This is a genomic window from Nocardioides sp. Z13_37, assembly GCF_058355585.1.
On the sequence record NZ_JBZGDV010000003.1, the window covers coordinates 264748 to 284326 of the forward strand.

18 protein-coding genes are annotated in these 19579 nt (G+C 74.4%); 5 read left to right on the plus strand and 13 right to left on the minus strand.

Going from position 1 to position 19579, the window contains the following annotated elements; genetic code table 11:
• Window positions 1-19: 19 nt before the first annotated feature.
• Window positions 20-1237: a CapA family protein gene (locus AC4H2S_RS10915; protein WP_491496999.1), complete on the plus strand. Its 1218-nt coding sequence runs from the start codon at window positions 20-22 to the stop codon at window positions 1235-1237.
• On the opposite strand, the gene AC4H2S_RS10920 is transcribed toward AC4H2S_RS10915, so the two are convergent.
• The 5 genes from AC4H2S_RS10920 to AC4H2S_RS10940 all read right to left on the minus strand — a co-directional run bounded on the left by AC4H2S_RS10920 (window position 1234) and on the right by AC4H2S_RS10940 (window position 7498).
• Window positions 1234-2250 (minus strand): M28 family metallopeptidase, encoded by a 1017-nt coding sequence (locus AC4H2S_RS10920; protein WP_491497000.1) that lies wholly within the window; start codon window positions 2248-2250, stop codon window positions 1234-1236. The genes AC4H2S_RS10915 and AC4H2S_RS10920 overlap by 4 nt on opposite strands.
• Window positions 2251-2293: 43 nt before the next feature.
• Complete coding sequence (locus AC4H2S_RS10925) at window positions 2294-2896, minus strand: TetR/AcrR family transcriptional regulator (protein WP_491497001.1); 603 nt, start codon at window positions 2894-2896, stop codon at window positions 2294-2296.
• Complete coding sequence (locus tag AC4H2S_RS10930; protein WP_491497002.1) at window positions 2893-4176, minus strand: SGNH/GDSL hydrolase family protein; 1284 nt, start codon at window positions 4174-4176, stop codon at window positions 2893-2895. The genes AC4H2S_RS10925 and AC4H2S_RS10930 overlap by 4 nt, the downstream gene beginning before the upstream one ends.
• Before the next feature lie 100 nt (window positions 4177-4276).
• Window positions 4277-5851, minus strand: coding sequence for an SLC13 family permease (locus tag AC4H2S_RS10935; protein ID WP_491497003.1), 1575 nt, complete (start codon window positions 5849-5851; stop codon window positions 4277-4279).
• 153 nt (window positions 5852-6004) lie between these two features.
• Complete coding sequence (locus AC4H2S_RS10940) at window positions 6005-7498, minus strand: RNA polymerase sigma factor (protein ID WP_491497004.1); 1494 nt, start codon at window positions 7496-7498, stop codon at window positions 6005-6007.
• Between the two features lie 257 nt (window positions 7499-7755).
• Here AC4H2S_RS10940 and AC4H2S_RS10945 point away from each other — a divergent pair, with 257 nt between their 5' ends.
• The gene (locus AC4H2S_RS10945; protein WP_491497005.1) at window positions 7756-8289 is read left to right on the plus strand and encodes a hypothetical protein; all 534 of its coding nucleotides are present in this window, start codon (window positions 7756-7758) and stop codon (window positions 8287-8289) included.
• Between the two features lie 36 nt (window positions 8290-8325).
• Here AC4H2S_RS10945 and AC4H2S_RS10950 read toward each other — a convergent pair whose 3' ends face one another.
• Together AC4H2S_RS10950 and AC4H2S_RS10955 are read right to left on the minus strand one after the other, a co-directional pair.
• Entirely contained in the window at window positions 8326-8904 is a 579-nt protein-coding gene (locus AC4H2S_RS10950) for an HhH-GPD-type base excision DNA repair protein (protein WP_491497006.1), read from the minus strand.
• A 40-nt stretch (window positions 8905-8944) separates the two neighbouring features.
• Window positions 8945-9346: a universal stress protein gene (locus AC4H2S_RS10955; protein WP_491497007.1), complete on the minus strand. Its 402-nt coding sequence runs from the start codon at window positions 9344-9346 to the stop codon at window positions 8945-8947.
• 128 nt (window positions 9347-9474) lie between these two features.
• On the opposite strand from AC4H2S_RS10955, the gene AC4H2S_RS10960 reads away from it, so the two are divergent.
• Window positions 9475-10020 (plus strand): hypothetical protein, encoded by a 546-nt coding sequence (locus AC4H2S_RS10960; protein WP_491497008.1) that lies wholly within the window; start codon window positions 9475-9477, stop codon window positions 10018-10020.
• Between the two features lie 90 nt (window positions 10021-10110).
• On the opposite strand, the gene AC4H2S_RS10965 is transcribed toward AC4H2S_RS10960, so the two are convergent.
• Both AC4H2S_RS10965 and AC4H2S_RS10970 read right to left on the minus strand, forming a co-directional pair.
• The gene (locus tag AC4H2S_RS10965; RefSeq protein WP_491497009.1) at window positions 10111-11574 is read right to left on the minus strand and encodes a glutamate-cysteine ligase family protein; all 1464 of its coding nucleotides are present in this window, start codon (window positions 11572-11574) and stop codon (window positions 10111-10113) included.
• Window positions 11575-11627: 53 nt separating this feature from the next.
• Complete coding sequence (locus tag AC4H2S_RS10970) at window positions 11628-12617, minus strand: DUF4192 domain-containing protein (RefSeq protein ID WP_491497010.1); 990 nt, start codon at window positions 12615-12617, stop codon at window positions 11628-11630.
• A 207-nt stretch (window positions 12618-12824) separates the two neighbouring features.
• Between AC4H2S_RS10970 and AC4H2S_RS10975 the strand changes: the two genes are divergently transcribed.
• On the plus strand, window positions 12825-14126 hold the full coding sequence (locus AC4H2S_RS10975) for a DNA polymerase IV (protein WP_491497011.1): 1302 nt from the start codon (window positions 12825-12827) through the stop codon (window positions 14124-14126).
• Between the two features lie 301 nt (window positions 14127-14427).
• Here the strand turns inward: AC4H2S_RS10975 and AC4H2S_RS10980 are convergent, their stop codons facing one another.
• The 3 genes from AC4H2S_RS10980 to AC4H2S_RS10990 form a co-directional block, all read right to left on the minus strand.
• Complete coding sequence (locus tag AC4H2S_RS10980; protein ID WP_491497012.1) at window positions 14428-15273, minus strand: 5-oxoprolinase subunit C family protein; 846 nt, start codon at window positions 15271-15273, stop codon at window positions 14428-14430.
• Window positions 15270-15863 (minus strand): 5-oxoprolinase subunit B family protein, encoded by a 594-nt coding sequence (locus AC4H2S_RS10985; RefSeq protein ID WP_491497013.1) that lies wholly within the window; start codon window positions 15861-15863, stop codon window positions 15270-15272. Before AC4H2S_RS10985 ends, AC4H2S_RS10980 begins: the two co-directional genes overlap by 4 nt.
• 442 nt (window positions 15864-16305) lie before the next feature.
• The gene (locus AC4H2S_RS10990; RefSeq protein WP_491497014.1) at window positions 16306-17070 is read right to left on the minus strand and encodes a 5-oxoprolinase subunit PxpA; all 765 of its coding nucleotides are present in this window, start codon (window positions 17068-17070) and stop codon (window positions 16306-16308) included.
• 185 nt (window positions 17071-17255) lie between these two features.
• Here AC4H2S_RS10990 and AC4H2S_RS10995 point away from each other — a divergent pair, with 185 nt between their 5' ends.
• A complete protein-coding gene (locus tag AC4H2S_RS10995) occupies window positions 17256-18218 on the plus strand; it encodes a sigma-70 family RNA polymerase sigma factor (RefSeq protein WP_491497015.1) in 963 nt (320 codons plus the stop codon).
• A 15-nt stretch (window positions 18219-18233) separates the two neighbouring features.
• Here the strand turns inward: AC4H2S_RS10995 and AC4H2S_RS11000 are convergent, their stop codons facing one another.
• Window positions 18234-19556, minus strand: coding sequence for a glycoside hydrolase family 3 N-terminal domain-containing protein (locus tag AC4H2S_RS11000; protein ID WP_491497016.1), 1323 nt, complete (start codon window positions 19554-19556; stop codon window positions 18234-18236).
• Window positions 19557-19579 lie beyond the last annotated feature (23 nt).

The following is a 19579-nucleotide window of genomic DNA, read 5'->3' on the forward strand; positions in this document are numbered from 1 at the left end:
GCGGTGGCACGATGGCCGCATGAGCGGAGCGGGCGGCGCCGACGTACGTCGTCACGTGAGTGCCCTCGCGCTCGCCTGCCTGCTGTTCGTCCCGGCCCTCGCCGGCTGCGCGCCGGGTGCCACGCCGGCGGACCGGCCGGCCCGCCCGGACGACCCGGCTGCGGACACGACGACACCCACGCCGGCGGCCCCGGGACCGGACGGAGCAGACGAGGGGGCCGACGAGGGTGCCGACGAGGGTGCCGACGGCACCACGCGCGCCCGCCCCGCCCCGGTGCGGATCGCCGTGGCGGGCGACGTCCACTTCGAGGGCGCCCTCGCCGAGCGGCTGCGCCGGCCGGCGGGCGCGCTGGCACCGGCCGCCCGGGTCCTGGCCGACGCCGACGTCGCCATCGTCAACCTGGAGACGTCCGTGGGTGACGGGGGCAGCCCCGAGCCGGGCAAGCGGTTCACCTTCTCCGCCGGCGCGCCGGCCCTCACCGCGCTGGCCGCCGCGGGGATCGACGTGGCCAGCATGGCCAACAACCACGCCCTCGACTTCGGACGGGCCCGGCTTCCGTCGACGCTGCGCGCGGCACGACGGGCGGCAGCCGCCGACCCGCCGCTCCAGGTGGTCGGCATCGGCGCCGACGCCGACGAGGCGCACCGCGCGGCGCGCACCGTCGTGGACGGCACGGTGGTCGCCACCCTCGCGGCGTCCGCCGCCGACCAGGACCCGAACGCCGACCCCACCGGCCACTGGGCCGCCCGCCCGGGCCGCTCCGGCGTTGCCGACGCCACCGACCCGCGGCGCCTGCTGCGCGAGGTCCGGCGCGCCGACCGCGCCGCCGACGTGGTCGTGGCCTACCTCCACTGGGGCGTGCAGGGCGAGCGCTGCCCGTCCCCCGACCAGCGGCGTCTGGCCCGCGACCTGGTCGCGGCCGGCGCCGACGTGGTGGTGGGCAGCCACGCCCACGAGGTGCAGGGCGACGGCCGCCTCGGGCCGGGGTACGTCGCCTACGGGCTGGGCAACTTCGCGTGGTACTCCCCCGGCCCGACGGGCGTCCTCACCCTCACCGTCCGGCCGCCGCGCGAGCGGTCGGGCCGGGCCAGGGTCACCGCGTCGCGGTGGTGGCCCGCGACGATCGGCCCCGACGGGCTGGCCGCGGCCGCCACCGGTCCCTCGGCCGCGGCGTCACACGCCAGGCGTGCGTCGTTGCGTACGTGCGCCGGCCTGGCCGCGCCACGGACCCGCTAGCGCGGCGCCAGCCACGCGAGCACCACCCGGCCGACCCGCTCGAGCTGCGCGGGCGACACGACGCCCGGCAGGTCGCCGGCGGAGTGGTAGCCGGCGTAGGGGGTCGACCCCAGCCGGGCGGCGGGGAGCCCGTCGCGAACGAACGACCAGTGGTCGCTGCTGCGCTGCTCGGCGTCGGCGACCGCCGGCACACCGGCGCGCCGGGCCGCGGCCAGCAGCGCTCGCTGCACCGGGTCCGCGACGCCGGCCGACCCGATCGGCACCCGGTCGCCCACACCGACGCGGTCCAGCGAGACCATCGCCCGCATCGCGCGCCGCTCGGCAGGCGTCATCGCGGCGACGTAGCGACGTGACCCGTAGTGGTGGTCGTCGTCGGAGGGACCGCGAGGCTCCTCGGCGCCGAAGGCGACCAGCACCACCGGCAGCCGCGTGCGGCGTTCCGACACGGCCTCCGCCACCGCCAGCAGGACCCCCACGCCGGAGGCGTTGTCCTCGGCGCCGGGCGCCTGCGGCACCGTGTCGAGGTGCGCGCCCACCACCAGGTGCGGCGCGGCGGGGTCCATCCCCGGCGGCCGGGCCACGACGTTGACCGACGCGCCGCCCGCCACCGGGACGCCCCACGAGACGCCGGCCGGCACGTCGATGCGCTGGCGGGTGACGTCGTAGCCCAGGCGGTCCAGCTCGCCGGCCACCCAGCGGGCGGCGCGGGCGTACGACGCTCCGGTCGCCTCCCGCGGTCCGATCCTTCCGGCGAGCCGGCGCACCGTGCCCACGGCCGTCGCCCGGTCGAGGTCGTCCGGGGAGACCGCGACGGGCTCGGGCTCGGCGCCGGTCGTGGCCCCGCCGGACGTCGGCGGGTCGACCGGTCGGTCGGTGGTGGCGGGTCCGCTGCCCTCGTCGGGGGTCGGCGCCGGGGAGCCGACCCCGTCACCGGCCGAGCAGCCCGCGGCCAGGACGAGGGTCGCGAGGACGGCGGCAAGGGCCCCTCGCCCACGACCCGCGCCCGGTTGCATGGGTCCACCCTGCCAGCCGGTGCCCACCCCGGTCCTCGTGCGCTCAGCGCAGCCGGGCGGCGAGGTAGGCCGCGAGCATCACCTCGAGCTCGGCGAGGAGCGGGTCGCGCTCCGGGTCGCCGGCGGGATGCCGGGCGAGGGCGTGCCGCACGGTCTCGATGCAGAGCCCCAGCACCTCCCGCAGCTCCGGGTCGGGCGTGGTGACCCCCGCCCCGCGGAGGGCGCGGGCGAACTCGCCCACCAGGTGCTCGCGCACGACGTGGGCGGGCGAGTCGGCGCGCTCGGGCGCGACCTCCTCGGTGAGGCGGTAGTAGCCGGGGTGTTGCAGCTGGAGGGCGGCCGCACGCCGGAGCAGCTCGCGGAGCACGGGCCCGAGGTCGTCGAGCGACGCCAGCCCGGCGACGGCGTCGACGTACGCCGAGGCGGCCGCCTCGAGGTAGCGCGCGGCGAGGGCGCCAACGATGGCGTCGAGGTCGGGGAAGAACCGGTAGAGCGCGCCCACCGACAGGCCGGCGCGCGCCGCGATCCGGGTGGTGCTGGACAGCGCCACCCCGCGCTCGCCGACCTCCTCGTCCGCTGCTCGCAGGATGCGGTCGACGGTCTCGCGGGACCGGTCCTGCTGGGGGTCGCGCCGGGCGCGGGTCACTGCGTGGTGATGACGCCCGACGAGGCGCGGGTGCAGGTCACCGCTGCGCGGGCGGCCAGCCACGCCCCGCGCAGGCACTGGCCGAGCGCACGGTGCCCGGCCGCGTTGGGGTGCCACGACTCCTGGCAGGTCTGGTAGTAGTCCGAGCAGGTGTCGGTGACACGCTTGATGTCGAGCTTGTCGAAGGGCCCGAAGCTCTGCACGTGGACGCCGCTGGGGCCGTCCATCACCCGCAACGGGGTCGCCAGGGAGTTACCGGGGCTGCCCGGCGCCTCACAGAGCCGCGCCCCGTCGAAGGCGCGCTGCACGTCGAGGTAGGTGATCTTCGCGCTGGGGCGCTCGGCCCGCAGCGTGGCCGCGACGCCGCCGACGAGCCCGCCGAGGTTCTGGCTGAACCGGTGGGCGGGTGCCAGGGAGTCGATGTCCGCGGGGCACCCCGCGGCGTACCGCTCGTCCACCAGGGCGCGGTACTTGTCGCGGGTGTCGCTGCGACCGTCCTCGGTGCGGTACTGCTCGGCGTACGCCGGCGGGAGCGGGTTGGTGTAGTCCTGCAGCACGACCCGGTGGTCGCCGTCGGCGTCCACCTCGTCGAGCACGTCGAGCACCTGCCGCACGGCGGCGGTGGTCTCGGCCCGTGCGGTGGCGAGCTGGGCCGCGGTCGCGAAGTCCGCGTCGCTGCACGCCCGCTCGTTGAGCTCCTCCCCGGTGACCCAGTTGATGAAGTGGATCCAGACCTCCCACCAGCCGGTGTAGCCGTCGGCGACGAACCGTCCGGCGCACTCGGCGGCGACGCCGCCGAAGGTGAACTGGCTGTTGTTGGACCCCAGCCCCAGGAGCACCAGGTCGATGTCACCGGTCTGCGCGACCGCGCGCAGCTGCGCGATCTGGGCGGCGACCGTGCGTCCCGCCGGGCGGGCGCTGGACGGCGACGCCATGTCGGCGGGCTGGGCCCCCGAGCACGCGAGGTTGACCCGGCGGGAGATGCCGGGCAGGTCCGCGACCTGGATGGACGCGTTGGCCGAGCGGTGGCAGAAGTAGGGGTTGCTGTTGGGCGCCGCCCAGCCGGGGAAGCCCTGCGCCACGCCGTTCTGGTCGGTCACCGCGACGTAGCCGCCCGCCCCCTCGCCGCTGATGAAGCTGTCGCCCATCGCGACCGCGGTCGGTGGCAGCGGGTCGGCCGAGGCCGGCGGCGCGAGCGCCATCGTCCCGGCGGCGGTCGCCGCGGCCAGGAGCAGCGCTCCGGCGAGTGAGAACGACGCACGAGCACCACGTCCGAGCATGGGAGCCTCCCGAGAGGAACGCGAAAGAGGATTCGCGTTCTCGATCGTGCGCCCGGCCCGTGCGTCCCGTCAAGGGCGGGTCGGCAGGAGCGCCCCGGCCTCAGCCGATGCCGAGGACGTTGGCCATCGTGGTGACGCCAGCGACGATGATGACGATGCCGATGATGTCGAAGACGATGCCCGAGCGCACCATCCGGGTGATCGGGACCAGCCCGGTGCCGTAGACGATCGCGTTGGGCGGCGTCGAGACGGGCAGCATGAAGCCGTAGGAGGCGCCGAAGACCGCGGCGAGCGCCGGGATCGCCGGGTTGACGTCGGCGGCGAGCGCGAGCTGGATCGCGATCGGCGCCACCACGCCCACGCTGGCCGTGTTGCTCGTGGTCTCGCTGATGACGACCGCGATCACCGTCGACAGGAGCGTGATCGACAGCAGCGAGCTGACCCCGAGCAGGTCGCTCAGCCCGGTGCCCATCGACTCCGCCAGGCCCGTGGAGCCCAGCAAGCCGCCGAGCGCGATGCCGGAGCCGAAGAGCACGATGGTGCCCCAGTCGATGCGGGACGCGTCGTTCCACGTGATCGTGAACTGCCGCCGCGGCCAGTCGACGGGCAGCAGGAACAGCAGGCTGGCGCCGAGGATGGCGACCGCCCCCTCCTGCAGGTGGGCCGACACGGACTCGTAGAACGAGCCCTCGCCGCCGGTCACCAGCGCGACGAACCCGGGCAGGATCCACAGCGTCACCGTGACCGCGAACGCGACGAGCGTGTTGCGCCCGCCCCTGCCCATCGGGCCGAGGTTGCTGCGCTGCTCGCGGATGAACTCCTCGGCCCCCTCGATCCGCTTGGTCTCGGGCTTGTTGAGCCGCAGCAGGACCACGCAGAGCGCGACGAACATCAGCGCCACGACGGGGAAGGCGAGCAGCATCCAGGTGAAGAACGGGATCTCCTCGCCGGTCTCCTGCGTGATCAGCTCGCGGCCGATGAGATTGGGCGGGCTGCCGACCGGGGTCAACAGGCCGCCCACGCTGGCGCCGTACGCGACCATCAGCAGCAGGGCGGTCGAGAACCGCAACCGCCGCACGTCGTCGGTATCGGCGTCCTCGTCGGACTGCGCCGAGACGCGCCCGGCCAGGAAGCCGATGATCCCCATCGCGATCGGCATCAGCATCGCCGCGCTGGCGGTGTTGGACACGAACGCGCTCAGGCCGGCACTGATCAGCCCGAAGGCGACGATGACCCGCACCGTGGAGGACGCGACGCCCGGGATGCTGAGCACCCCGTAGGCGAACCGCTGGTCCAGGCCGTGCTTGCGCATCGCCTCGGCCAGCACGAAGCCGCCGATGAAGACGAAGATCGTGGAGTTGCCGAAGAGGGCGAAGACCTCCTCGGCCGGGGCGACGCCCAGCAGGACGCACGCCGCCATCGCGAGCATCGCGGTCACCGGGATCGGGATCGCCTCGGTCATCCACCAGACGATGACCAGGCTGAGGATGCCGGCGAGCTTCTGCGCGGGCTCGTCGAGGCCGGAGCAGAGCAGGTAGACCACGACGGCGACGGCCGGACCGATCACCAGGCCCGAGGTGCGCCGCAGCCGCTCGAAGCGCTGCTCGGCCGGGCTGAGCGTCTCCTCCACCTCGTCGAAGGTGCGGTACGTCGCGGGGCGGGCGTGGTCGGGCACGGCGGGCTCCTCGGGTCGGGAAGGCCCTGACGCTAGCCAGCGCGGATGGGTCCGACCACACCCCAACCGGTCACCCGCCCGGACGCGGCGACGGCCCGGATCCGTGGGATCCGGGCCGTCGTCGGCAGGTGGTCGGTGAGACCGGGTGGTCGATCAGTCCAGGTAGTCGCGCAGGACCTGCGAGCGGCTGGGGTGGCGCAGCTTGGACATCGTCTTCGACTCGATCTGGCGGATCCGCTCGCGGGTCACGCCGTAGACCTTGCCGATCTCGTCGAGCGTCTTGGGCTGGCCGTCGGTGAGGCCGAACCGCATCGACACCACGCCCGCCTCCCGCTCGGAGAGCGTGTCGAGGACGGCGTGCAGCTGCTCCTGCAGGAGCGTGAACGACACCGCGTCGGCCGGCACGATCGCCTCGGAGTCCTCGATGAGGTCACCGAACTCCGAGTCGCCGTCCTCGCCGAGCGGCGTGTGCAGCGAGATCGGCTCACGACCGTACTTCTGGACCTCGATGACCTTCTCGGGGGTCATGTCGAGCTCCTTGGCCAGCTCCTCCGGAGTGGGCTCGCGGCCCAGGTCCTGGAGCATCTGCCGCTGGACGCGGGCGAGCTTGTTGATGACCTCGACCATGTGCACCGGGATGCGGATGGTGCGGGCCTGGTCGGCCATCGCGCGGGTGATCGCCTGGCGGATCCACCAGGTGGCGTAGGTCGAGAACTTGTAGCCCTTGGTGTAGTCGAACTTCTCGACCGCACGGATCAGGCCGAGGTTGCCCTCCTGGATGAGGTCGAGGAAGAGCATGCCGCGACCGGTGTAGCGCTTGGCCAGCGAGACGACCAGACGGAGGTTGGCCTCGAGCAGGTGGTTCTTCGCCCGGCGACCGTCCTCGGCGATCCACTCGTACTCCTCGAGCATCTTCGGGCTGATCCGCCCGCCCTTGGCGAGCTTCTCCTCCGAGAACAGGCCGGCCTCGATGCGCTTGGCGAGCTCGACCTCCATCTCGGCGTTGAGCAGCGGAACCTTGCCGATCTGCTTGAGGTAGTCCTTGACCGGGTCGGCCGTCGCGCCGGCCACCATGACCTGCTGCTCGGGCTCGTCGGTCTCGTCCGCCGCGGAGACGGTGAAGGCCTGCTTCTCGTCCTCCTTGATGGTCGGGTCGGCGACGACGTCCTTCTCGAACTGGTCGTCGGGGATGTCGGGGAGGATCTTCTTGCCGTCCGGTCCGACCACGGCGGCCTCGACGACACCGAGGTCGACGACCTCGTCGGCGGGAGCCTCGGCAGCCTTCTTGGCTGCGGCCTTCTTGGCCGGGGCGGCGCTCTTGGCGGCGCTCTTGGGCGCGGCCTTCTTCGCCGCGGCGCTCTTGGCGGGCGCCTTCTTGGCCGCCGACGAGCTGGCGGCACGCTTGCTGGTCGCGGCGACCGCTCGGGTGCCCTCCGCGTCGATCTGGACCGAGATCCCGAGACCGCTGAGATGCACCAGCAGCGCCTTCAGGTGCCGAGGCTCGACCCCGGCCTCCTCACTGGCTCGCCGGACGTCCTCGGGGGACACGGTGCCGGCTGGGGTGGCACCGGCCACGAGCGTGGCGATGGAGGGGTGCGTGAGCACCTCCGCGGGGAGCAACTTGCGTGCGTGTGAGGACACGAACACCTCTCGTCAAACAGCTTCGGGGCGCGGCGAGGCCCGGTGACGTCAAGAGCCGCGCCGTAATTGTGCCACGGCCCTCCTGACGAGTGGCCACCGGGCGCACGACCGCGCGTGTCGGGGCGGCTCGGCGCTCAGCCCGACCTCTTCGTCGTCTGCCACGCCGCCCTGCCGCGAGCACGCCCAATTGGGCGCCGGTGGGCGGCGGGGAGGCGATACGATGGGCACCGACGGGACCGCGCAGCATGCCACCGGGGGCAGAGATGGCCAACCACCCACAGACACTCTCCGCGACGTCGTTCCTCCCGGCCCTGGGGCGCACGTACCTCGCCCTCCTCGGCATCGGGCTCCCCCTGCTGGCATTGCTGCTCAGCCCCGGCCTGATGCGCACCAGGGTCGCCTGGTTCGACGGGAGCGCGTGGCTCGGGATCTACGGTGCCCCCGCCCTGACGCTGCTCCTGGTGGCCGTCTCCGTGCGCGTCTCGGCCGCGGTGGCGCGCACCCCTCGATGGCAGCCGCGGACCGCCTGGCACGCCTTCCGCGAGCTGCGCCGGCACCGCCGCGGGCGGTGGTGGCGCCTGGTCGCCGAGGCGAGCGGCTGGCTGGTGGCCTCCCAGCTGGTGGGGCTCTACCTCGCATGGCTGATGCCCCACATCTGGCGCGACCCCGCCGGTGGATGGGTGCTCAGCTACCCCAACTACGCCACGCAGGCGGTCGGCATCTACGTGGTCACCGTCTTCGCGGCAGCGTGGTTCGGCGCCCGGGTGCGGCGCGAGGTGCTCACCGGCGCACGCTGACCCATCCCGGGCCGCGGCCGCTGGCCGGCCGATCGGCTAGCTCCGTGCTGCCGGCTTCGTGGACGCCTTGGCCTTCTGGGCCTTCTTGTGGTCGCGCACCTTCTGCAGCGACTCGGCGTCGACGACGTCGGCGACCGAGCGGTGGCCGTCGAGCGCGTAGTCGCCGACGGCGGCCTCCCAGCCCTCCGGGCGCACCCCGAGCTGCTTGGCCAGCAGCGCGACGAAGATCTGCGCCTTCTGCTTGCCGAAGCCCGGCAGCGCCATCACGCGCTTGAGCAGGTCCTTGCCGTCCGCGGCCTCGGTCCACAGCCGCGAGGCGTCCCCGCCGTAGGTCTCCTCCACGATGCGGGCCAGCTCCTGGAGGCGCGCTGCCATCGAGCCCGGGAACCGGTGGATGGCCGGCGGTGTCGCGGCCATCGCCGCGAACTCCTCCGGGTCGGCGGCCGCGATCGCGTCGGGGTCCACGGTGCCGAACCGGTCGAGCACCTTCGCCGGGCCCCGGAACGCGTGCTCCATGGGGTACTGCTGGTCGAGCATCATGCCCACGAGCAGCGCGAACGCGGAGTCGTCGAGAACCTTGTCGGCAGCGGGGTCGCCGGTGATCTGGAAGCCCATGGGGCGATTGTGCCCGACGTGGTGACCGGGTGGGCGCGGGCTACGTGGCCTTGACCGCCAGCACGGGGCACGGGGCGTCGAGCAGCACGCGCTGGGCGTTGCTGCCGAGGATGAGCTTGCCGACCGGCGAGCGGCGGCGCAGGCCGATCACGAGCAGCTCGGCGCCGTTGGCCTCGGCGATGCTGATCAGGTCCTCGGCCGGCTCGAAGCCGCGCACCAGCTGGCGCACGTCGTGCTCGACGCCGCTGTCCTTGAGCTGCTTCTCGATCCCGGTGAGCTCGTCCTCGGCGGCACGGGCGGCCGATCCGTCGAAGTCCTGGCCACCCCGGTGGGAGTTCACGACCACGAGCTTGCTGCCGCGCAGCTTCGCCTCGTTGATCCCGGCGGCGAGGGCCGCCTCGCCCTCCGGCTTGGGGACGTATCCGACGACGACGGTGCCCATGGTGTCTCCTCTTCTCGTGGCCACAGCGCCTCGCCGGTGGCCTGTTGGCACCGTAACGGAAACGGCTGGCCTTGGGCAGCCTGTGGAGGGGTGGGTCGCGAACCCCGCGCCTGGGGCACGCTGGGCGCGTGGCACCTCGGCCCGCGCCCCCTCCCGCGACCCACCCCTCGCACCGTCCCGCGAGCCCGGGAGGCGCAGCCGCCGGGCTCCGGCTCGCGGTCCGGACCGTGGTGCAGCCACCCGTCCAGGCAGCGGTGCACGCCCCGGTCGACCGGTGGACCCACGACGTCCTGCGTGCCGCCACCCTCGAGCTCGTCGAGGCCGAGGCGCCGCGGCGGTTCCCGACCGCGCTGAACGCCGGGGTCCCGGGACGCTCGGTCCGCCACGTCGAGGACCCTCCGGTCGCAGACGCCGGGTCGCGCGCCGACGTCGTCCTCGCCCTGCTGCGCGCGGCGACGCCCCTCGCCCCACGTCCGCTGCTGTGGCTGACCCGTCCCGGTGAGCTCTCCGTGCACGACGACGACCTGCGCTGGCTCGGCCCCGCCGCGTGGGCCGCGCGCGCCCTGGGCATGCCGGTCGGCCTGGTGGTGGTGACCCGGCGCGGGTGGTTCGACCCGGTGAGCGACGTACGCCGGGAGTGGCGTCGCCTGCGCCCGCGGCCCGGCGCCCGCTGATCGGTGCCCGCTGACCGGTGCACTCCCCCACGTCCGCCGGCCGGGCCCACCCTGCCCTGACGCGATGGCGTGGCCGGGCGGGGTGCGGGGTCAGTCCCAGGTGTGCACGGGCTCGTTGCTGTGCATCCGGTCGCGGTAGTCGAGCAGGGCGCCGCGCAGCGCGTCGTAGCGGTCGGCTCCCCCGCGCTCGCGCACCCGGTCGACGAACCAGCCGGCGCCGCTCGACTCGGTCTGGCACCGCTGCTCGATGATGCCGAGGTAGCGGTCGCTCTCCTCGGTCGGCACGCCCCACGACTCGAGACCGGCGCGCGCCATCGGCAGCAGCCGGCGCAGCACCAGCTCGGTCGCGCGGACCTGTCCCAGGCCGGGCCAGTAGACCTGCGCGTCGACGCCCATCTGCGCAGCGACGTGGAAGTTCTCCTCGGCCGCGGAGAAGGACATCTGCGACCACAGCGGGCGCTCGCTCTCGACGAGGTAGCGCACCAGGCCGAACCACAGCGCGGCGTTGGCGATCGTGTCGGCGACCGTCGGCCCGGCGGCGAGCAGCCGGTTCTCGACGCGGAGGTGGGGCATGCCCAGCGAGATGTCGTAGACCGGACGGTTCCAGCGGTAGACCGTGCCGTTGTGGAGCTTGAGCTCGTGGAGGGAGGGCGTGCCGCCCGACTCGAGCACCTCGAGCGGGTCCTCCTCGTCGGTGACGGGGAGCAGCGCCGGGAAGTAGCGGACGTTCTCCTCGAAGAGGTCGAACACCGACGTGATCCACCGCTCGCCGAACCACACCCGCGGCCGCACCCCCTGCGCCTTGAGCTCCTCGCTGCGGGTGTCGGTCGCCTGCTCGAACAGCGGGATGCGCGTCTCGCGCCACAGCTCCTTGCCGAGGAGGTAGGGAGAGTTGGCCGACACCGCGAGCTGCACGCCGGCGATCGCCTGGGCGGCGTTCCAGTGCGCGGCGAACTGGTCGGGTGAGGTCTGCACGTGGAACTGGGTGCTGGTGCACGCCGCCTCGGGCACGATCGAGTCGGCCGTGGTGGTGAGCCGCTCCCGGCCGGAGATGCTGATCGTGATGTCCTCGCCGCGCGCGGCGAGGATCTGCTCCGACAGCAGCTTGTAGCGCGGGTTGGAGCTGAGCGACGAGACGTTCATGTGGCCCTCGGCCAGCGTCGGGAGGATGCCGATCATGACCTGCTGGGCGCCCACCTTGGCGCCCTTCTCCTCGGCGTCGTTGAGGGAGCGGCGCAGGCTCTGCTCGAACTCCGAGAGCCCGCCCTCGCGCAGCTTGGCCGGCGCGACGTTGATCTCGATGTTGAACTGGCCGAGCTCGGTCTGGAAGTCCGGGTCGGCGATGGCCTCGAGCACCTCGGCGTTCTTCAGCGCCGGGTCGCCCACCTCGTCGATGAGGTTGAGCTCCATCTCGAGCCCGGTCATCGGGTCGTCGGTGTCGAACGCCGACTCGCGGAGCATCCGCGCGAACACGTCGAGGTTGCGCCGCACCTTCTCGCGGTGCCGCGTCCGGTCGGCCCGGCTGAACTCCTGCTGCGCGACCTCTTCTCCCATGGCGGCACCCTAACCACGTGACCGCCCGGCGGACACCGTCCCGAGGGCTGGGCTCACGCGGCGGGATCCCCGCTCGCGCCGAGCGACGGCCGGAGGCTCGCCCAGGCGTCGGGCGACGTGGCCGACTCGAGGAGCTGGGCCACCAGCCCGGCGAGGGAGTGTGCCTCCTCGGCCTCGCGGCACCGGTCGACCGCGCACCACGCAAGGGCGCCGTCACCGGAGAGCCACGCGGCGAACGCCAGCACCGCTGCAGGACCCGCTACGTGGGAGGCCGGCAGCCGCCGCACCGCGTCGGACCACAGCTCCACCGCCGGGCGGGCCGTCGACCGGTCGAGCCAGACCCACGCCTCGTCGCGGCGTGCGCCCACGCGGACGCTCGCGGCGACCGAGGCGAGCTCGGCGACCGACAGCGTGGTGCCGGCCCGGACGTGGCGACGCACCAGCGCGCCGAGCGCCCCTTCGGGCAACGGCACCGCGCCTCGCAGGTGGGCGCCGGTGCGGCGGGCGGCCGCGTGGTCGGGGGCGATCGTGGCCCGGAGGGCGTCGCGGCTGGCATGGGTGACCCGGCCCTCGAAGACCGACCGCGCCGTGAAGGGGTGCTCGGAGCGGGCGAACGGCACGCCCCGGTAGGCGGCGAGCGGCGCCCCCGGCAGCACGGCGTACCAGTGGTCGTCGTGGACGCGCAGCACCTCGTGCACGGCGATGCCGGCGGCGGTGAGCTCGTCGTGGAGCGACCACGCGGTCACGTCGGCGACGGTCGTGTCGTCGTCGTAGACCACGGCGACGACCTCGCGGACGTCGTTGAGCCGGGCGGCGCGGAGCAGCGCCTCCACGACGTCGTCGACGTCGTCGGGGTCGTGGGGCAGGTCGACGCGGGCGTGCATGCCGCCCTGGCGGCCGACGCTCACCACGACCGCCGAGTGCTGGGGCACGAAGCCCAGCGCGAGGGGCACGAAGGCGGCGATGTCCTCGGGGGTGCGTGCCTGCATCGGCGTGGCACCCGGGGCGAGGGCTGACGGAGGGGACGGGTCGAGGGGTTCCATGGCGGGGACGCTTCCCGCCGGCACCGACCGTGCACGCCCTCCGGCGCGCGGGCCTGTGGACGACGGCGGATCCGGCGGGTCTGTGGACGACTGGCGGCCCGAAGGCGCGCCGTTCGGGAGCAGGGCGACGGCGGTGGCGGGTGCGGCGACCGGGATGCGGGAGGATGGCAGCGTGACGCAGTCCCCCGCCTCGGGCCGCACCGGCTGATGCGCAGCACCGCGTCGATCCTGCACCTCGACCTGGACGCGTTCTTCGCCGCGGTCGAGCAGCGCGACAAGCCCTCGCTGCGCGGCAAGCCGGTCGTCGTCGGCGGCACCGGCGGCCGGGGCGTGGTGTCGACCGCGTCCTACGAGGCCCGCAGGTACGGCGTGGGGTCGGCGATGTCGACGCGGGAGGCCCGGGCCCGGTGCCCCCACGCCGCGTTCCTCAGCGGACGCTTCCACGCCTACCGCGACACGAGCCGGCGGGTGATGCAGGTGCTGCGCGAGCTGTCCCCGCTGGTCGAGCCGCTGTCGCTGGACGAGGCCTTCGTCGACCTGGCGGCGGCCGACCTTCCCGACCTGGAGGTCGGGACCGTCACCGAGGCCGGCGCCGCGCTGCGCGCGCGTGTGCAGGAGGTGACGGGCGGGCTGACGGCCACGGTGGGGATCGCCTCGTCGAAGTTCCTCGCCAAGGTGGCCAGCGAGCTCGACAAGCCCGACGGGATGACCGTGGTGCCGCCCGGCACCGAGCTCGACCTGCTCCGACCGATGCGGGTCAAGGTCATCCCGGGCGTCGGGCCGGCCACGGCCGAGCGGCTCCGCCGAGCGGGCATCCACACCGTCGCCGAGCTCGAGGCGGTGACCGAGGACGAGCTCGTCCGGCTGCTCGGGCAGGCGCAGGGCCACGGCCTGTGGCAGCTGGCCCGGGCCCAGGACTCGCGCCCGGTGGTCGCCGAGCGCGAGGCCAAGTCGATCAGCGTGGAGGGCACCTACGACTCCGACCTGACCGACCGCCGGCTGATGCAGGGCCTGCTCACCCGGCAGGCCCGCGAGGTGGGCGCGCGGATGCGCAAGAACGGCTCCTCCGGGCGCACCGTGACGATCAAGGTGCGCCTGCACGACTTCACCACGCTCAACCGGTCGAGCACCCTCGCCAGCCCGACCGACGACGCCGGCACCATCGCCCGGGTGGCGCGCTCGCTGCTGGCCGACCTCGACACGACCGGCGGCGTGCGCCTGCTCGGCGTCGGAGTGTCCGGTCTCGCCGACTGGGTGCAGGAGGACCTCTTCGGCGAGGCCGAGGAGGAGGACGAGGTGGAGGTCGTGCTGCCCGAGCCGCCGCGGCGCACGTGGCCACCCGGTGCGGACGTCGTGCACGACGAGATGGGCCCCGGGTGGGTCTGGGGCTCCGGGGCCGGGGTGGTGACGGTCCGCTTCGAGACCGCCGACACCCCGCCGGGTCCGGTGCGCAGCTTCCGGGTCGACGACCCGGCGCTGCACCGCCTCGAGCCGCCCTCCGAGGACTGAGCCAGCCCGTCGAGTCGGCGCGTCCTGGCACGCCCAGCCCGTCGAGTCGGCCCGTCCTGACACGCCCAGCCCCTCGAGTCGGCGCGTCTTCACACGCCCAGCCCCTCGAGTCGAGGTCAGGACGCGCCGACTCGACCCTCTACGGGCGTCAGGACGCGCCGACTCGACCCTCTACGGGCGTCAGGACGCGCCGACTCGACCCTGTTCGGCGGTCAGGACGCGCCCACTCGACCCTGTTCGGCTCCCGTTAGCCTTGGCACGGCCAGGTGGTGCCGCGGACCCATGAGCCCCGCACGCACCCTCACACCACCCGGACCAGCACCTCGTCGCCGGGGCGCAGCTGGGCGCACCCGTCGAGGTCGTCGTCCTCGACCGTCGCGACGACCGGGTAGCCACCCGTCGTCGGGTGGTCGGCCAGGAACACGACGGGCTGGCCCGACGGCGGCAGCTGCACCGACCCGAGCACGATGCCCTCGCTCGCCACCTCACCGGCCCGCCGGTCGAGCCGCGGCCCCGCGAGCCGCAGGCCGATGCGGTCGCTGTCGGCGTCGACCGCGTACGTCGCGCCGTCGAGGCGTGCCCACCCGCGCGCGTCGAGCCAGTCGGCCCGCGGCCCGCGCCGCAGTCGCAGCACCGGCTCGTGGGGACGTACGACGACCGCGGGCGGCGGCTCCGGCAGCAGCCCGGGCGTCCCGAGCGCGAGCACGTCGCCGGCGGCCAGGCGCGGCGGCCCGATCCAGGCGAGGGTGTCGGTGGAGCGCGACCCGAGCACCGGGTCGACCGCGAGGCCGCCGGCGAACGCGACGTAGGACCGGACGCCGGTCGTGGCCGGTCCCACGGTGACCAGCGCACCCGCCGGCACCGTGACAGCGGCGCCGTGCTCCACCGCCCTGCGCCCGACCCGCACGGTGCACGCCGCGCCGGTGACCGCCATGGTCACCGCGCGCTGCGGGCGCAGCGTCACCCCGCCCACCGTCGTCTCGACGACCGCGTCGTCGGGTTGACCGCCGACGAGGCGCCGGGCCAGCGCCGCCGCGCCGCGGTCGAGGGCGCCCGCGCGGGGGACGCCGAGGTGGGCCCATCCCCGCCTCCCCCGGTCCTGGAGCGTGGACAGCGGTCCGGGGTCGACGACCTCGACGCCGCTCACCCGACGGCCTCGAACCGCACGCGGGTGCCCGGGGCCAGCAGCGCGGGCGGCTCGCGCCTCACGTCCCACAGGTCGGCGTCGGTGGTGCCGATCAGCAGCCAGCCGCCGGGCGACGCCGCGGGGTAGACCCCGCACCAGGCGTCGGCGAGGCCGACCGCGCCGGCGGGCACCCGGGCCCGCGGCGACTCCAGCCGCGGCACGGCGCGCGCGGCGGGCAGCCCGGCGAGGTAGGCGAAGCCCGGCGCGAACCCGCAGAAGGCCGCCGTCAGCTCGAGCGAGGTGTGGAGGTCGACCACCTCGGCGCTCGTGCATCCCCAGTGCTCCGCCACGAGGTCGAGGTCGGGACCGTCGTAGCGCACCGGCACCCGCACGAGCGGGCCTCGGTCGACGGTCCCGTCGCTCGCCCACTGCGGCAGCACCGCGCGCACGGCCTCCGGGTCGACGCCGTCGAGCAGGACGGTGGCGGCGGCCGGGACGACCTCGTCGGCCTGCAGGCCGGCGCGCCGCACCCAGGTGGCGAGCGAGGCGGCGGCGACGGCGTCCTCCACCTCGACCAGGCAGGCGCGCGTGCCGACGTCGATGACCCTCACGGCGGCCATTGTCCACCGGGCGCGTCACCCGCGGGCCGCCGTCGTCGCAGGTGAACGCTGGCTGGATCGCGGGGCTGGATCGCGGGGGCATCATGGAGGCGGATCTCGGCGCCGTGGGCGCACACAGGTGAGGGGCTCCCGGTGGTATGAGCACCAGGAGCCCCTCGATGTGATCGGGGTGGTGACGTCCGATCCACCGGACCGGCCTCCCGGCCCCCACAGACCCCGCCACCGGGCCTGCGCGGCGAACAAGTCGCCGTCTGGAGCTGTTCGTCCGATCCGATCCCCGACCCCGCCGAAGCGGTGCCGGTAGCCAGAGTTCTACGCGGTGCGGACGGCGTCCCGCAAGGCTTCCGGGCGACAAACCCGCGGTCCCACAGGGTTGCCCACAGAAGTCGCGCCGTGATCCACATCGCAGCCCATCCCCTCCACAGGGAGGGACTCAGCCTGTGGACGGCCAGCAGGTGGCGACCGACAGTCCCGCCAGCTCGAGCGAACGCCGCACCGCCGCCGCGGTCCGCACCGCTCCCGGGGAGTCGCCGTGCACGCAGACCGAGTGCACCGTCGCGGCGAGCTCGAGGGCGCGCGCCGCCACCTGGTCGGGGTCGGTCACCAGGGCCCCGGGCCGGTCCCGGGCCAGCAGCCCGCCGTCGTCGTCGTAGCCGCGGTCGGGGAAGCCCTCGTGCCGCACCCCGCGTCCGCGTCCCTGCGCCATCGCCAGCAGCAGTGAGCCGGGCATCCCGAGCACCGGCAGCCCGCCCGACCCGTCCAGCACGGCGGCCGCCTGCTCCTCGTCGCGGGCGACCCGGTGGTAGAGCGCGCCGTGCGGCTTGAGGTAGGTCACAGCCGCCCCCTCGGCCGCGGCCAGCTCGGTGAGGACACCGACCTGCTCGGCCACCTGCTCGCGCAGCACGTGGCCGGCCACGTCGAGCTCGACCCGGCCGAAGCCGGCGCGGTCGGCGTACGACACCTGGGCCCCGATCGCCACCCCCCGCCGCACCGCGCCCGCGCACACCGCCCGCATCGTGGCGCGGGTGCCGGCGTGGAAGCCGCAGGCGACGTTGGCGCTGGTGACCAGGGCGAGCAGCTCCTCGTCGTCGGTGACCTCCTCGCCGAGGTCGGCGTTGAGGTCCACCGCGAGGGGGTCGACCGCGAGGGGGTCGACCGCGCGAGGGTCCTCCGGATGGGGGTCTTCGGGGGTCGGCATGGCCCCAGTGTCCCCGGGAGGCCCCTGAGAAGTCCCTGAGAGTTGGTGGATCGTGCAACTCGAGTGGGTACTGACTCGTCAAGGCAGGTGAAGGCACCACATCCGGTGGGGAATCCCGCGACGGACACAGGCGTTGGATCAGATGTGCGACACGGGGTGGTCGCGCACGAGAGCAGGAGGACGAGATGAGCACCGCACAGGCCAAGCGCACCAGCACCACTCGTGAGATCGAGGGCCGCGACAGCGTGGGCCTCTACCTCGACGAGATCGCTCGCACCCCGCTCCTCGACGCCGAGACCGAGGTCGAGCTGTCCAAGACCATCGAGGCGGGCCTGCTGGCCCAGCACCTCCTCGACATTGGCCGCGTGGGACGTCGCAAGGGCGGCGCCCCGATGAGCGCCAACGAGGCCGAGCTCGAGTGGCTCGCCGAGCAGGGCCGGCTCGCGGTCGACCGGTTCATCGAGGCCAACCTGCGTCTGGTGGTGTCCATCGCGCGCAAGTACGGCCGCTCGCAGATGCCGATGCTCGACCTGATCCAGGAGGGCAACACCGGCCTGATCCGCGCGGTCGAGAAGTTCGACTACACCAAGGGCTACAAGTTCTCGACCTACGCCACGTGGTGGGTGCGCCAGGCGATCACCCGCGGCATCGCCCAGCAGGCCCGCGTCGTACGCCTGCCGGTCCACGTCGTCGAGGAGCTCAACCAGGTCGGCAGCGCCCGCCGCACCCTCGAGCGCCAGCTGGGCCGCGACCCGGAGCCGCACGAGATCGCCACCGAGCTCGGCATGGACCTCGACCGGGTCCTCGACCTGATGAGCTGGGGTCGCGACCACGTGTCGCTCGACACGCCGGTCGACGAGGACGGCGACACGTCGCTGGGCGACCTGATGGCGCAGGAGACCGCCCCCGGCCCCGACCTCAACGTCCTCGACGCGGAGGCCCGCCAGCGGCTCGACGACCTCGTCGGGATCCTCGACGAGCGCTCGGCCGACATCGTCCGGGCGCGCTACGGGCTGGCCGACGGTCGCCAGCACAAGCTGGCCGACATCGGTGCCCGCCACGGCATCTCCGCCGAGCGGGTCCGCCAGCTCGAGCGGGAGGCGCTGCAGAAGCTGCGCCGCGCCGGCGACCCGGACCTCGCTGCCTGACCCGGACCGGCAGCCTCAGTACGCCGCGGACTCCAGGTCCGCGCTCGCGGCCCGTGCCCGCTCGACCACGTCGGCGGGCACGGGCCGTCGTGCTGCCACCCGCGCCTGCCACAGCTGCACCGCCACGACCCGGGCGGCGGCCTCCTCCACGCGGCTGCGCGAGACCAGGCCGGAGTCGATGGCGTCGGTGACGATGCCGTGCGTCGTGGCGGTGTCGACCGGCATCAGCAGCAGGTCGGCTCCCGCCTGGAGTGCTTGCAGGGCGGGGGTCGGGCGGCCGCCGACGGCGCCCATCCCGAGCGAGTCGGTGATGGCGACGCCCTCGAAGCCGAGGTCCTCGCGCAGCAGGTCGTAGACCTCCGGCGCCATGCTGGCCGGCACGCCGGGGGCGATGTCGGTCAGGTCGAGGTGGCTGAGCATGACCGCGGGCGCGTGCTGGCGGAACGCCGACTCGAACGGCGGCAGGTCGTGGGCCGCGAGCTCGGCGCGCGTCGAGTCGAGCACGGGGAGCGTGTCGTGGCTGTCGCTCGTCGCTCCGCCGTGGCCAGGGAAGTGCTTGACGGTCGACACGACGCCCGCCTCGTCGAAGCCCTTGATCGCCGCGCCCACCGCCTGGGACGCCACCCGGGGGTCGGTCGAGGGCGACCGGGCGCCGATGGTGGGGTCGGCGGCTCCGATCGTGACGTCGGCGACGGGGGCGAAGACCCAGGTGAAGCCGAGGTCGCGCAGCTCGAGGCCGGTGGCGAGGGCCGCGTCCCGGGTCACCCGGCGCCCGAGGCGCGCGTCGGCGCCGATGGCCAGGCCGGCCGTCTGGAAGTGCGGGAAGTCGGTGGCGATGCCGCGCAGGTGCGACACGTAGCCGCCCTCCTGGTCGACGCCGATGACGGGCGGGTGGTCGCGGCCGTCAGCCGCGGCGGCGTCGGCGATCGCCGACGTCATCGCGAGCACCTGCTCGCGGTCGGTCACGTTGGCGCCGGTCACCGAGACACCCGCGAGGTGCAGGTCGCGCACCATCCGGGCCGGCTCCTGCGGGTCGGTGCCGTGGAAGCGGCCCACGATCACCCCGCCGGCGAGCTGCGCGGAGCTCCACGACCCGACCAGCTCGCGGGCCTCCTCGAGCTCACCCGTCGTGGGACCCCAGCCCGTCGGTGCGTCGGGGTCGTCGGTCTCCTCCGCCTCGGGCGCGGCCTGCTCGGCGTCGCCGGTCGTGGAGGCCGACGACGAGGGCGGCGACGAGGCCGGATCGGCGTCGTCGGACGTCGAGGTGAGACCGGCGCAGCCGCCCAGGAGCAGGACGCCCGTCGCGATCACGGCCAGGCGGGGTCGGAGCGGGGACACCCCGCGGAGATTACCGGCCGGAC

Excerpts from the sequence above, each read along its gene's own strand:
- AC4H2S_RS10990 (WP_491497014.1), bottom strand. The coding sequence starts at position 17,070 with ATGCCGACCCCCGAAGACCCCCATCCGGAGGACCCTCGCGCGGTCGAC.
- AC4H2S_RS10930 (WP_491497002.1), bottom strand. The coding sequence starts at position 4,176 with ATGCTCGGACGTGGTGCTCGTGCGTCGTTCTCACTCGCCGGAGCGCTG.
- AC4H2S_RS10965 (WP_491497009.1), bottom strand. The coding sequence starts at position 11,574 with ATGGGAGAAGAGGTCGCGCAGCAGGAGTTCAGCCGGGCCGACCGGACG.
- AC4H2S_RS10950 (WP_491497006.1), bottom strand. The coding sequence starts at position 8,904 with ATGGGCTTCCAGATCACCGGCGACCCCGCTGCCGACAAGGTTCTCGAC.
- AC4H2S_RS10915 (WP_491496999.1), top strand. The coding sequence starts at position 20 with ATGAGCGGAGCGGGCGGCGCCGACGTACGTCGTCACGTGAGTGCCCTC.
- AC4H2S_RS10920 (WP_491497000.1), bottom strand. The coding sequence starts at position 2,250 with ATGCAACCGGGCGCGGGTCGTGGGCGAGGGGCCCTTGCCGCCGTCCTC.
- AC4H2S_RS10975 (WP_491497011.1), top strand. The coding sequence starts at position 12,825 with ATGCGCAGCACCGCGTCGATCCTGCACCTCGACCTGGACGCGTTCTTC.
- AC4H2S_RS10945 (WP_491497005.1), top strand. The coding sequence starts at position 7,756 with ATGGCCAACCACCCACAGACACTCTCCGCGACGTCGTTCCTCCCGGCC.
- AC4H2S_RS10955 (WP_491497007.1), bottom strand. The coding sequence starts at position 9,346 with ATGGGCACCGTCGTCGTCGGATACGTCCCCAAGCCGGAGGGCGAGGCG.
- AC4H2S_RS10970 (WP_491497010.1), bottom strand. The coding sequence starts at position 12,617 with ATGGAACCCCTCGACCCGTCCCCTCCGTCAGCCCTCGCCCCGGGTGCC.
- AC4H2S_RS10995 (WP_491497015.1), top strand. The coding sequence starts at position 17,256 with ATGAGCACCGCACAGGCCAAGCGCACCAGCACCACTCGTGAGATCGAG.